Source organism: Virgisporangium aurantiacum (assembly GCF_016863635.1).
In the GTDB taxonomy this organism is placed as follows: Bacteria; Actinomycetota; Actinomycetes; order Mycobacteriales; family Micromonosporaceae; genus Virgisporangium; species Virgisporangium aurantiacum.
In genome coordinates, this window is record NZ_BOPG01000037.1 from 92,692 (window position 1) to 105,285 (window position 12,594).

Sequence of the window (12,594 nt, forward strand, 5' to 3'; positions counted from 1 at the left end):
CGTCGATCCGTCGAACGCCCCACAATAGGACGCCGAAGCTAGCCGACGTCCACCCCGTAGGGCATTCCGACCACCGGGGCGTCGGCGGACGCCAACGCGGTCGCGATCGCCGCCGCCGACGGGGGATAGGCGAGTTCGCCGAGGCCGCCGATCGGTGCGTCCGAGCGCACCAGGACCACGTCGATCTCGGGGCAGTCGGTGATGCGCGCCCACGCGTAGTCGCGGAACGACGACTGGACGACCGCACCGGCGCGCACGGTGATCTGCGCACCGAGCACAGTGGACAGTGCGTCCAGCACCGTGCCCTCGACCTGTGCCACCACGCCGGACGGGTGGATCGGCACGCCGACGTCGACGGCCGCGGTGACGCGCAGCACCCGTCGGTCGGCCGGCGACGCCGTGACGATCACCGCGATCGCCGAGTCGTACTCGAGGTGGCACGCCGCGCCCAGGCCCTGCCCGGCCGCCGGCGCGGGATGCCGGAGCGCCGCGGCGTCGAGCACCGCGCGCAGGCGGGAGCCGGCCGGCAGCAGCTGCCGCCGGAGGGTCACCGGGTCGTGGCCGCCGCGGCGGGCGATCTCGCCGAGGAAACACTCCTCGGCGTAGGCGAACTGGCCGGCGTAGACCGAGCGCCAGAAACCGGTGCGCAGCGGGGCGGGCCGCAGCGTCACCGACACCTCGCCCGGCACCGCGTAGGGGAAGTGGTCGCCGCTCGCCTTGACCACCGCCGGGTTGGCGAACGGCGGCGAGACGGTGAGCGGCCACGTCGCGACCTGGTGGACGCGGCCGGTGGGCACGCCGTCCGGGCCGAGCGTCGCGCCCAGCCGGTGCACCGACATCGGCCGGTACGAGTCGTGCCGGGTGTCGTCGTCGCGGGTCCACCGCACCGTCACCGGTTGCCCGACGGCCCGCGAGCAGGCGACCGCCTCCTGCACCGGGTCGATCTCGATGCGCCGGCCGAACGCGCCGCCGGCCAGCGTCGGCGTCACCGTCACCTCGGTCTCGGGCCGGCCGAGTTGGGCGGCCAGCACGGTGCGCAGCCCGCCGGGGTTCTGCACCGGCGCCCATACCCGCACCCCGGTCGCGGCGACGTGTGCCGTCGCGTTCATCGGCTCCATCGGCGCGTGCGCGAGCAGCGGCAGGCGGATCACGCGGAGGAGGTCCGGCGTACCCGCGAGCGGCGGCAGCGCCGTCTCCAGGTCCGCCAGCCACGCGCGGCTGTCGGCCGTCGGGGTCCCGCCGATCCAGGTGACGCGCAGCGCGTCCCGGCCGCGCAGCGCCGCGGCGGTGGACGTCGCGATCACCGCGACCCCGCCCTGCCCGTCTCCCGGCGGATTGAGCCGGACGACCGCGACCACCCCGGCCACCGATCGCGCCGCGGCATCGTCGACGGTGTCGACCTGCGCGCCGATCCACGCCGGCCGCGCCACGACCGCGATCAGGCTGCCGGCGGGCGCGGACTCGGTGCCGTAGCGGGCGCGGCCGGTGACGATCGCGCGCGCGTCGGCCCGCCCGGCCGGCGTGCGACCGATGAGCCGCCATTGGTCGGCCGGCGTGAGCGTGACCGGCACGGTGGCCGGGTCGATCGCGGCGGCGGCGGCGACCAGGTCGCGGTAGGGGAGCGGCCGGCGGCGCGGGTGCTCGACCCGACCGCGCCGCGCGACACACTCCGCGACGGGCACCTGCCACCGCGCGGCGGCCGCCGCCACGAGCAGGCACCGCGCGGTGGCCGACGCGGTACGCAACGGCTGGCTGATGTGACGGCTCGACATCGAGTTGCCCACCGACTGGGAGCCGTACCGGGCGGTGTCGCCGGGCGCCTGTTCCAGGGTCACGTCGGCGACCTCGACGGCCAGTTCCTCGGCGACGAGGACGGCGGCCATCGTCCGCACGCCCTGACCGGTGTCGGGCTTGGGGACCGTGGCCACCACCCGGCCGTGATGGTCGACGCGGACGAACACCGTCGGCACGAGGTCCGTCGTGGTGTCCAGCTTTATCGGGACCGCCACGACCAGCGCGCCCGCCGCCAGCAGCGACCGCCGGGTGATCACCGTTCACCCCGGGCGATCTCGGCCGCGCGCCGGACCGCCGCCCGGATGCGCGGATACGTCCCGCACCGGCAGACGTTGTCCCGCAACGCCTCCGTGATCTGCGCGTCGGTCGGGTCCGGCACGCGGGCGAGGAGCGCCACGGCCGTCATGATCTGACCGGGTTGGCAGTATCCGCACTGCGCGACGTCCAGTTCCAGCCAGGCCCGCTGCACCGGATGATCGTCGATTCCCTCGATGGTGGTGATCCGAACGCGCTCGGAGTCGGCGACCGACCGGACGCACGGCCGCGCGGCGGCACCGTCGACGAGCGAGGTGCACGCGCCGCAGGCGCCGATGCCGCAGCCGTACTTCGGCCCGGTGAGTCCGAGTTCGTCCCGCAACGCCCACAGCAACGGCGTGTCGCCCGGGACGTCGACCACCTGGCGTCGACCATTGACGTGCAACCGGTATCCGCCCACGATGCCCCCTCGATTGATGCACATGATTATGTGCCGCGCCGGCGAGCCGGGACAAGAACGGGGGCTTCCTCGATAACTAGAACGTGTTCTAGTCTGACGGGATGCGGTTCACGTTTGCTGAGGCGATGACGCGGGCGACGTACTACGCCCCACTGGCGAAGGCCGCCGAGGCGGCCGGCTACACGAGCATGACCGTTGCCGACAGCCTGATCTACCCGGAGCGGTCCGACTCGCGATATCCGTACACCGACAGCGGCGACCGGGAGTTCCTGCGGGAGAAGGAGTTCATCGAGACGTTCATTCTCTGCGCGCACCTGTTCGCCGTCACCAGCACGCTGCGGCTGACGCCGTTCGTGCTCAAGCTGCCGGTGCGGCCGCCGGTGCTCGTCGCCAAGCAGGCGGCGTCGTTGGCGTACCTGTCCGGCAACCGGCTCGGGCTCGGCGTGGGCCTGTCGCCGTGGCCGGAGGACTTCGCCGCGCTCGGCGTGCCGTGGGCGCAACGCGGGAAGCGCATGGACGAGTGCATGGACATCCTGCGCGGCCTGACGAGCGGCGAGTTCTTCGGCTACGCAGGCGAGTACCACGCGTTCGAGCCGCTGCAGCAGTGCCCGGCACCGTCCGAGAAGATCCCGCTCCTCGTCGGCGGCCACTCCGACGCGGCGTTGCGCCGCGCGGTCGTCAAGGGTGACGGCTGGATGCACGCGGGCGGCGACGGCGCCGAACTCGACCGGCTGCTCGACCGGCTGGCGGAGCTCCGCCGCGCCGAGGGCGACACCCGCGACGACTTCGAGGTGCACGTCATCTCGTTCGACGCGTACACGGTGGACGGTGTGAAACGCCTGGCGGACAAGGGAGTCACCGACCTCATCGTCGGCTTCCGGAACCCCTACGTCAACGGCGCCGACACCGAGCCGCTGGAAGCGAAGATCAAGCACCTGGAGTGGTACGCCGACAACGTCATCGCGAAGATCGACCGGTAGCCGGCCGGCACGAACCGGTGTGGTCGAGGGGCCGTCCGGACCGGGCGTCCAGCCGGATCATCACGGGCGAGTACCGCCCGCCCAGGGCGACGGTGTCGCGGTTCGGGAACGCTGCCGTGGTGACCGAGCCGGCGGGGCCGATCTCGCCGACGACCCGGGCCATCGCGCCGAGCCCCGACCACACCCGCAGGCACGCGTTCGGCGTGTCCGGGTGGTACAGGACGACGCTGCGCTCACGGTCGAAGGACTCGGCCAGGATCCGGTGCCTGCCGGGTTGGTGGACCAGGACCACGAGCTGGCACATGCTCAGGCACATCACCAGGGCGAAGTACCACCCGTTGAAAGGGCGGCGGGGAGACGAGAAGAGCCGCGGCCTCAGCACCGCCAGCGAGGCGAACAGGAAGAGCAGGAACAATCCCACCCCGACCAGCGGGGCGTCGAGGTACTCCAACGCGACCAGGTCGCCCGGAATCAGGTGACCGAACGAGAACACCACCGCGGCCACCACGCCCGTCCCCACCAGAACCAGGCCGCCCACGCGGCGCCGGCGGGCCGACCGCCGCATCGTCACATCGACATCCCCCATCACCCCATGGTGGCAACCCGGTGCGAGCGTCAGCCGATCTCGGTGGCCTCCCAGCCCCACCGGAGGCCGCCGAAGATGTCGACGACGCCCCGGCCGCTGTCGCGAACCAGGAACGTCTCCGCGGTGAACCGGTGGCGATCCGGCCGGGACAGCGACGGCGTCGCCTGGACGTTGACCACCGGGTGGCCGTTGACGGACGTGCGGCCGCCGTACGGATAGAACGGGTTCGCGCGTCCACCGTTGTCGAGCCCCGCCGCCGCGCCGTGATGGACGACCTGGATCCAGTGCATGGCGTCGTCGGCGGGCGGGTCGCCGCGCGCGAGGTCGGGCTCGTAGACGAGGTGCAGGTCGGCACCCACGCCGTCGGGGGAGGCGAAGACGCTGTGCGACCGGACCCGCAGTTCGCCGCACCCCGCGAACCCGCCCAGCCGACGGAACACGTAGTGCTGGCCGCACGCCCGCTCGACCACGGCGACGAACTCCTCCGTCGGGTGGTCCAGATACCGCGAGGCGAGCAGCGCGATCCGCCACGCCCGCCCGTCGACGACGAACTCGATCGCCGTGGTGTGCCCGCCGACCGTGGTCGACAACGGAACGGGCCACCCGGTCGGCCCACCCGGCCGGTGGTCCGCGACCACGTGAGCGGCCAGCACGATGCTCATGCCGCCCGCACCTCCCACCCGTACCGGATGCCGCCGGTCACCACGACCGGGCACGGGTCGCCGGCACCGGTGTCGTGCGCCAGGAACACCTCCGCGGCGTATTCGCCGGACAGGTCCGGCGCGTCGGGCGGCGGGGTGATCTCGGTGACGGTGTACAGGTTCACCAACCGCTCGCCGTGCACCGACGTCGGGCCGCCGGTGGGCAGGAACGGGTTCGCGCGCCCGCCATTGTCCACAAAGGACCGGCCAGCCGTGCGCACCACCTGGATCCACCGCAGCGCCCGCGCCGGATCCGGCCCGCCCTCGTGGACCACGTACAACTCCGCGCCGTACGACGACGGCGAGGCGATGACGCTGTACGACTGCACCCGGAACGCCGGCAGCCCGCCGCCGTACCGGAACGTGTAGGACCCGCCGAACGCGTCCTCGACCGTCCGCACGAAGCCGACCGACGGGGCCGCCGCGTACTCCGCCGGCGCGAGCGAGACGCGGTACGACCGTCCATTGTGGTCGAACGAACCGGCGGACACGTGCCCGCCGATGGTCGCGCGGCCGGGCCAACCGTGGGGCTGGCCCGGCCGGTAGTCGCGGACCAGCCGGGGTATCACCCGATGATGTCTACCGGTGCGGGCATAAGGCCGGTGTCAAGGATTCTGCAGACCCGGCCGCCCGTCGAGGATCGTGAACGACCGCAGCGTCCGCGCGGGCGCGTCCTTCCTGGTCACCGCGTCGACCGCGCGGAAGTCGGCCCGGAGCTGCCCGCGCGAGATGTGCGTGCGAACGTACCCGCGCCGGTCCGAGTAGAACCTCAGGTGCGGGTTGGTGCCGGCGTTGGGGATCGTCGACGTCGCGGTGCCGTCACCCCGCGAGGTGACCGACGTGCACACGAGTTCGGTGCCGATCGTCGCCGACCGGGGATCGGCGTAGTCGGCCTTGAGATCGTTGGCCCACGCCGTGTGGATGTCGCCGGTGAGCACCACCGGGTTGCGGACGCGCCGGTCGACCCACCCGCGCTGGACGCGGTTGCGCGAGGCGCGGTAGCCGTCCCACGCGTCCATGTTGCCGGCGCCGCTCGCGGTGAAGCGGCGGGCGAAGAACACCTGCTGGCCGATGACGTCCCAGGTGGCGGAGCCGAGCCCGTCGAGCAGCCACTTCTCCTGCGCGGCACCGGTGATGGTGCGGCCGGTCCGGTCGGCGTCGGCGCACACCTTCCACCCGTTGCCGCACGCCTGCGGGTCGCGGAACTGGCGGGTGTCGAGCATGTGGAACGTGGCCAGCGTCCCCCACCGCACCCGCCGGTACAGGGAGTCGCCACGCAGCGGCATGTTCTCGCAGTACGCCCGGTAGGCGGCGGCGCGCCGGGCCGTCCACTGCGCGGCGGTCAGCACGGGGTCGGTGTCGAAGCGCGCGGCGCCGGCCACGTCGTCCTCGATCTCATGATCGTCGGGGACGACCAGCCACGGCGCCGCGGCGTGCGCGGCCTGCAGATCGGGGTCCACCTTGTACTGTGCGTACCGCCGCCGGTAGTCCGCGAGCGAGACGGTCTCCTTGCCCAGGTGCTGCCGCACCTTGCCGGGCTTGCCGGGTCCCTCGTAGATGTAGTCGCCCAGGTGCAGGATCAGGTCGGGACGGTCCTCGGCCATCCGCCGGTACGCGGTGAAGTACCCGTGCTCGAGGTTGGCGCACGACGCGAACGCCATCACGAGGTCGCGGCCGGCGGTGGTCGCGGCCGGCGTGGTGCGCGTCCGGCCGACGGGGGAGATGTGCCCCTGTGCCCGGAACCGGTAGTGGTACTCGGTGTCGGCGGCCAGGCCGCCCGCGACGGCGTGCACCGAGTGGGCGCAGTCGTGCCGCGCGGTCACCGTGCCCCGCGCGACCGGTGCGCCGAACGTGGCGTCCCGCGACACCTGCCACTCGACGGCGACGTCGCCCGCCGGCATGCCGCCGTGGCCGTCGGCGTTCAGCGGTTTCGGCGCGAGCCGGGTCCACAGGACCACACTCGTCGCATCCGGATCACCGGAGGCCACGCCGAGCGTGAACGGGAACGGGACCGGCGCGGCGGCCCGCAGCCCCGGTGCCACCGCCGTGACCAGGCCACCCAGCACGAACGTCCGGCGATCAAGGCTCATGCCGTCAGGTGTACCGCAGCCCGTCGGCCGTGATGTGCCGAACGCGTACCCTGCAACGATGGCGAACGGTGTGCTGCTCGGGATCGACTTCGGCACGTCCAACACCGTGGCCATGGTGCGCCGGGGAGATACCGAGGCCCGGCCGCTGCTGTTCGACGGCTCGCCCCTCCTCCCGTCCGCCGTCCTGTTGGAAGGCCCGGGCGACGTCCTGGCCGGCACCGACGCGGTCCGCTCGGCGCGCCTGTACCCGGACCGGTACGAGCCCAACCCGAAGCGGCGCATGGCCGACGGCATCGTGCTCCTCGGCGGGCACGAGACCGACGTGGTCGATCTCGTCGCCGCCGTGCTGAGCCGCGTGGCGGTCGAGGCGCGTCAGGTCACCGGCCAGGTGCCGGACCACGTCGTGGCGACACACCCGGAGATCTGGGGGACGTCGCGGCTCGGCCGCCTCACCGAGTCGGTGGTCCGGGCCGGGCTGCCCGCGCCGAAGCTGGTGTCCGAGCCCGTGGCCGCCGCCGCGTACTTCCTCGCCGAGGGCAGTCGCGTCGGCCCCGGCCGCTGCGCGGTCGTCTACGATTTCGGCGCCGGAACGTTCGACGCCAGCGTCGTCCGCCGCGGCCCCGACGGCGCGCTCACCGTGCTCGCCAGCGAAGGGCTGCCGGAGGTCGGCGGCCTCGATCTCGACGCCGCGCTCGTCGAGCACCTCGGCCGCCTCATCGCCCAACGCGACCGCGACGCCTGGGACCGCCTGCGCCGCCCCACCTCCGTCGCCGACCGCCGCGCCCACTGGCAACTGTGGGAGGACGTCCGGTTGGCGAAGGAGTCGCTCAGCCGCCGCCCGCAGACCTCGGTACACCTGCCGTTCCTCGACGAGAGCGTCCCGGTGAGCCGCGAGGAGTTCGAACACCTCGCCGAACCCGTCATCGCCCGCACGGTCACCGTCACCCGCGCCGCCGTGCGCAGCGCCGGCATCGGCCCGCAGGACGTCGGCGGCATCTTCCTCGTCGGCGGTTCGAGCCGCGTCCCGCTCGTCGCGACCCTGTTGCACCGCGCGTTCGAGATCCCACCGACCGTCCTCGAACAACCGGAACTCGTTGTCGCGGAAGGCGCCCTGAGCCGCCTCGACGCGCACGAGGAACGCACGCCCGCGGGCGTCACCATGACCCTGCCCGTCCCCGAGACGGAGAGCGAGCCACCGACCCAACGCATCCCCGCGAAGGGCACGGCGCGTCCGGTGGTCCCGGCGGCCCCGCCGGTTCCGGCGCCGGCTCCGGAAAATCCGGGATTACGCCATGAGCGTCCCCCCGTACGTCGACACCTTGCCGATCCCTGGGGCGTCGCCGCCGCCGCCGTGCTCGGCATCCTCGCCGGCGTGGTGGCCGCCGCGGCCGACGCCGCCGCACTCACAGCGATCGCGGCGGCCGCCGCCGTGGCGGTGCTGGTGTACGCCGTGCGCGTCGTGCTCGGCCTTGCCTTCGACCGTTAGAAGTTGCTCAGGACCGAGCTGAAGATCTTGTCCACACTGGACGGATCCGTCGCGTCGTAGGCGGCGGCCCGGGAGACCTTGGCGATCTCCTGGAGCGTCGTCAGGTCGGCCTCCTCGCCGAACGCGATACCGAAGATGCGCACCGAGTCCTCCAACGCCGAGCCGTCGAGGTCGCGCAGCAGCCTCGCCTTGTCGTTGTCGGCGGGGTACTCGTTGCGGCCGTCGGTGAGCAGGACGACGGCGTTGATCCGGTTGGCGTCCAGCCGTTGGCGCATGTACAGGTCGGCCGCGCGGGTGGTGTGGTACAGCGCCGTTCCGCCCTCGGCGCTCAGGCCGCGGATGAGCGTGGTGAGTTGCTGCTTCCTGTCACCCAACCGCGACATCGGCAGCCGCTCGTTGTACGGGCTTTCGCCGTTCGGCTTCTGCCCCGAGAACGTCCACAGCGCCACCTCGTCGTCGGGATGCAACAGGTCGAGGCTCGCGATCGCCGCCTTCTTCGCGGCTTCGAGCTTGCTGACGCCGCCGAACGCGTTCTCCTTCATCGAACCCGACACGTCGAGCACCAGCAGCACCCGCGCCTTCTTCCGCAGGTCGTCCCAGCCGGTGAGCATCCGGTCGAGGACCTCGCCGACGGGCGCCTGGATGAGGCTCAGCTTCTGCCCGGCCGGGATCTGCAACGCCTTGGTCAGTTCCGGACCGGCCTTGCCCTCGTGGTCGCGGAAGCCCATCGCCGCGAACGCGGCCTGCTGCTCCGGCTTCTGCAGGAACGCGAGGAAGTCGGCGGCGGCCTCCTTCTGCGCGTCGCTCGCCGACGGGAGGACCACGTACGGGTGGTCGAGCATCAGGGTGCCGTCCTTGGGCACCATCGGAATCAGCGGGACCGTCGGCGGCTTGCCGTTCTCCTTCGGGTCACCGGTGGTGTTGCCCTTGTTGTACAGGTAGGTCAGCTGCTCCTGGTGCACCACCGCGCTCACGTACGACATCGCGGCGCCCTTGGCGTCGGCCTCGGCCATGTTCGCGAGGAACTTCACCGCGTCGTCGGTGTAGTGCAGCACGCCGGCCTCGACCCCGCGGACGAACGTCGTGACGGCCGGCTGGGCGAGATCGGCCTGGGTGAGTTCCCGCGACAGCCCCGTGGCGGCGTAGTACGTGGCGACGGTCGCGGCGAGTCCCGACGTCGACCGGTGCGGGTTGTCCTTGCCGAAGGAGAAGCGGCCCCACTCGGGGTGGCCGTACCGGCCCCAGCCCTGCGGGTCGGCGGCCAGCGCCAGCACGTCGCTCCACCCGAACTCGCGGTCGGGCCACCCGAACGCCTCGGCCATCGGCTTCGGCATCGCGATCACCAACGGGCTCTGCGCGATCGACGGCAGCTTCTCGGTCGACGCCGGCAGCGTCTTCTGCGGCTTCGCGCTCTCGCGGTGGCGGGCCAGTTGCAGCCACAGCGACGACGTGGGCGTCCACACCTGCGGCGCCGGGGCACCGTCGCGCTGCTCGTCCCAGCCGGAGACGAGGGCGTCCATCGCCGCTCCGGACGTGAGCCGGTGCACCGACACCGACGCGCACCGCTTGCCGCCGTACAACTCGTCGGACGCGTTGTACTTCCGGGCCAGGTCGATCATCAGATCGGCCTTCTCCGTGGACGAACTGACCTCGATGGCTTCGCACCCGGCCCGCTCGGCGGCGCCGGCCGGGCCGGGATCGCGCCGGACCACCACGAAGTACGTCACCACCACGGCGACCAGACCGACAATGACCGCGATCACGAGCGGAAGTCGTGTGCGCGTCCCCGTGCCAACGCCCATTGGTGATCTCCTGTCCTGCACCGATGGAGCCCCGCATCGTAACGGGCCGCCACAACGTCGTCCCGCTCGGTCTACCGCCCCGACGAACTGGGCGACGGTGATGCCGGTTGAGACGCGGGCAGGTCCGGCGGGGCGGTCTGACCGGCCGCCTCGGCGGCGGCCCGGCGCCGGTCCTCCTCCAGCGCGCGGAACGCGCAGTCGCGCAGCTGCTCGCGGGTGGCCCTGGCGAAGTCCGCGCACGGCGAGGCCGCCGCGCCGTCGCCGGGTTGATTCGTCGGCGGGGTGGTCGCCTGGCCTCCGGTCAGCAGGTTCGCGACGGTGACCGGCTTCGATTCGTCGACCGGCACGGTGAACAGGTACTTCACCTGGCCGTCGAGTTCGCCGTACGCCTGCCAGGTGCGGCCGTCGAGCGGCAGGAACTCGATCACCCGTCCGCCGGCCGGGTAGAAGCCCGGATCGGACGCCAGCACCGCCTTGATGCGGTTCTCCAGGCGGGTGAGCGCGGTGATCCGCTCGTCGCCGTCGTCGAGGACGTAGATGCGCTGGGTGTTGAAGGAGCCGGCGGTGACGGTGTCGGCCGGTGTCACGGCGTACGCCACCAGTTGCTCGGAGTCGGAGCCGCGCGCCCGCAGCGGCGACACCCAGTACCGGCGCCCGTCCTCCTTCGACAGCAACTGGTAGACGCCGATGTTGTCCTGCTGGGTGCCGGCGCCGGTGAGCTCGAACCCGAAGCCGCCGTCGTCGTCGGGGCTCTTGCCGGCCGCCCAGGCGCTCATCTCGCGCTGCTTGATGACCATCGTGATCGGGTACGACGGGCCGGGCAGGTCGTCGGGCGCCACCGTGCGGAGGTGGTCGAGGTGCGTCTTCCCGTTCTTGCCGCTGACGACCAGAACCCCGGCGGGACGCAACACTGTGCGGTTGCGGTAGTCCACCTGCCGGACGACGGGCACGACGACCTTCGGCTGGTCGCCGTCGCAGTAGCCCCAGACGTCCTCGTCGTCGTACAGGAGGTCGGGATACCTGTCGGCCAACAGGTCGCGGAGGTTGCGGCTGTGCGTCCCGTTGAAGGACGTGTCGATCGCGTACCCGCCCGCGAACAGGCACGAGGTCGGGTTGCCCCGCCCGTCCCATTCGACGACGCTGTGCAGCGGCCGGTCGTCCTTGCCGTCGCGTACCGCCGAGACCTTGACCTGCAGCGCGCCGTCCTCGCCGCGGCGGTACAGGTAGCCGGCCGTGTTCTCGCGCAGTTCGGTGTTGGCGACCGACGCCGAGTTCGTCTTCATCTGGTACTTGGCCGCCGCGATCGAGACCACCCGCGGCTCCCAGTTGACCGACAGCTCACCGCGGTCGACGCAGCCGACGACGTCGTGCCGCCCGAGCAGCACGCACGGCCCGCCGGACGCCGGCTCGGCGTCAGCGGTGAGGTCGCGGACGAAGCTCGGCGCGTTGCCGGGGTCACGCACCACGAAGACGGTCGTGGGCGACGTGGCGGTGCCGTCGTAGCCGCGGGCCTCGTCCATCCCGTTGCCGACGACGGCGACGAAGAACATCACGCCGCAGAACAGCATGGCGAGCACGAGGCCGACGATGCCGACCTCTTCGAAGTCGACGCCGGAGGCGGCCAGCGCGCCGACGCCCGCGATCAGCCACGCGATCACCATGAGGTAACCCCAGCCGGTCCACCGCAGGGGGTTCAGGCCGCCCGGGAAGAAGTAGCGTTCCAGCCCGGTCCAGAAGTGCTGGTGGGCCGCCCACTCGCCGCCCGTGAAGATTCCGGCGCCGGCGTACCAGACCAGCCAGACCCCGAGGATCAGGACCAGCGGTGTCAACAGCCACGCGATCAGCGGACCCCTGTCATACACGGCACGACAGTAGCCATGCGCCACAACCCGTGCGTGCGCACGCATCTCCACTACGCTGGCGGCGTGTTCGAGAACGACGACAAGATCGCCGCGTGGGCGGCCCTGCTGCGGACGCACGCCGCCGTGCTGCCCCGGCTGGAGAAGGCGCTCGGCCGGGCCGGCCTGCCGATCACCTGGTACGACGTGCTGCTGGTGCTCAACGCCGCGCCGCAGCGGCGGCTGCGGATGACCGACCTGGGGCACCAGGCGACGGTCAGCCGCGAGCGGGTCAGCCGCGTGGTGGGTGAGCTGGAGCGGGAGGGCCTGGTCGAGCGGCAGGCCAACCCGGACGACCGGCGGTCGGCGTTCGCGGCGGTCACCCCCGAGGGACGCAAGCGGCTGCGGGCCGCGGCACCGGTCTACCTGGCGGCGGTGGAGGAGCACTTCCTGTCGTACCTGAGCGACCGGGAGGCGAAGGTGATCGCCACCGCGCTCGGGCGGGTGCTCGGCGCCGAGGAGTCCGGCCCGCCGGGCTAGAAGTATGTGCGCACGCACACAGTTGACGCGCCGCCTCTCGTGGGGAAAGAATGTGCGTACGC

Annotated in this window: 11 protein-coding genes; 3 read left to right on the forward strand and 8 right to left on the reverse strand. The window is 72.3% G+C overall.

Translation table 11 applies throughout. The annotated features are described in order from the left end of the window. Nucleotides 1–38 precede the first annotated feature (38 nt). Together Vau01_RS30070 and Vau01_RS30075 are read right to left on the reverse strand one after the other, a co-directional pair. Complete coding sequence (locus Vau01_RS30070; protein WP_203999429.1) at nt 39–2,051, reverse strand: xanthine dehydrogenase family protein molybdopterin-binding subunit; 2,013 nt, start codon at nt 2,049–2,051, stop codon at nt 39–41. Further along, the gene (locus Vau01_RS30075) at nt 2,048–2,509 is read right to left on the reverse strand and encodes a (2Fe-2S)-binding protein (RefSeq protein ID WP_239151963.1); all 462 of its coding nucleotides are present in this window, start codon (nt 2,507–2,509) and stop codon (nt 2,048–2,050) included. The genes Vau01_RS30070 and Vau01_RS30075 overlap by 4 nt, the downstream gene beginning before the upstream one ends. Nucleotides 2,510–2,610: 101 nt before the next feature. Between Vau01_RS30075 and Vau01_RS30080 the strand changes: the two genes are divergently transcribed. Beyond that, nucleotides 2,611–3,489 (forward strand): TIGR03619 family F420-dependent LLM class oxidoreductase, encoded by an 879-nt coding sequence (locus Vau01_RS30080; protein ID WP_203999435.1) that lies wholly within the window; start codon nt 2,611–2,613, stop codon nt 3,487–3,489. Here Vau01_RS30080 and Vau01_RS30085 read toward each other — a convergent pair. From Vau01_RS30085 to Vau01_RS30100, 4 genes are read right to left on the reverse strand one after another with little or no spacing between them, the layout of a single operon-like run. Next, entirely contained in the window at nt 3,467–4,075 is a 609-nt protein-coding gene (locus Vau01_RS30085) for a hypothetical protein (RefSeq protein WP_203999438.1), read from the reverse strand. The two genes, Vau01_RS30080 and Vau01_RS30085, sit on opposite strands and share 23 nt — an antisense overlap. A gap of 29 nt (nt 4,076–4,104) precedes the next feature. Further along, nucleotides 4,105–4,737, reverse strand: a complete 633-nt coding sequence (locus tag Vau01_RS30090; protein WP_203999441.1) for a hypothetical protein — start codon at nt 4,735–4,737, stop codon at nt 4,105–4,107. Continuing rightward, on the reverse strand, nt 4,734–5,345 hold the full coding sequence (locus Vau01_RS30095) for a hypothetical protein (protein ID WP_203999444.1): 612 nt from the start codon (nt 5,343–5,345) through the stop codon (nt 4,734–4,736). The genes Vau01_RS30090 and Vau01_RS30095 overlap by 4 nt, the downstream gene beginning before the upstream one ends. A 36-nt stretch (nt 5,346–5,381) precedes the next feature. Next, nucleotides 5,382–6,866 (reverse strand): alkaline phosphatase D family protein, encoded by a 1,485-nt coding sequence (locus Vau01_RS30100; protein ID WP_203999447.1) that lies wholly within the window; start codon nt 6,864–6,866, stop codon nt 5,382–5,384. 58 nt (nt 6,867–6,924) lie between these two features. On the opposite strand from Vau01_RS30100, the gene Vau01_RS30105 reads away from it, so the two are divergent. Next, entirely contained in the window at nt 6,925–8,352 is a 1,428-nt protein-coding gene (locus Vau01_RS30105; RefSeq protein ID WP_203999451.1) for an Hsp70 family protein, read from the forward strand. Here the strand turns inward: Vau01_RS30105 and Vau01_RS30110 are convergent. Together Vau01_RS30110 and Vau01_RS30115 are read right to left on the reverse strand one after the other, a co-directional pair. Beyond that, nucleotides 8,349–10,115: a vWA domain-containing protein gene (locus Vau01_RS30110; protein ID WP_203999454.1), complete on the reverse strand. Its 1,767-nt coding sequence runs from the start codon at nt 10,113–10,115 to the stop codon at nt 8,349–8,351. The two genes, Vau01_RS30105 and Vau01_RS30110, sit on opposite strands and share 4 nt — an antisense overlap. 110 nt (nt 10,116–10,225) lie before the next feature. Next, nucleotides 10,226–12,016 (reverse strand): hypothetical protein, encoded by a 1,791-nt coding sequence (locus Vau01_RS30115; protein WP_203999457.1) that lies wholly within the window; start codon nt 12,014–12,016, stop codon nt 10,226–10,228. 63 nt (nt 12,017–12,079) lie between these two features. On the opposite strand from Vau01_RS30115, the gene Vau01_RS30120 reads away from it, so the two are divergent. Then, nucleotides 12,080–12,532: a MarR family winged helix-turn-helix transcriptional regulator gene (locus Vau01_RS30120; protein WP_239151964.1), complete on the forward strand. Its 453-nt coding sequence runs from the start codon at nt 12,080–12,082 to the stop codon at nt 12,530–12,532. Nucleotides 12,533–12,594 lie beyond the last annotated feature (62 nt).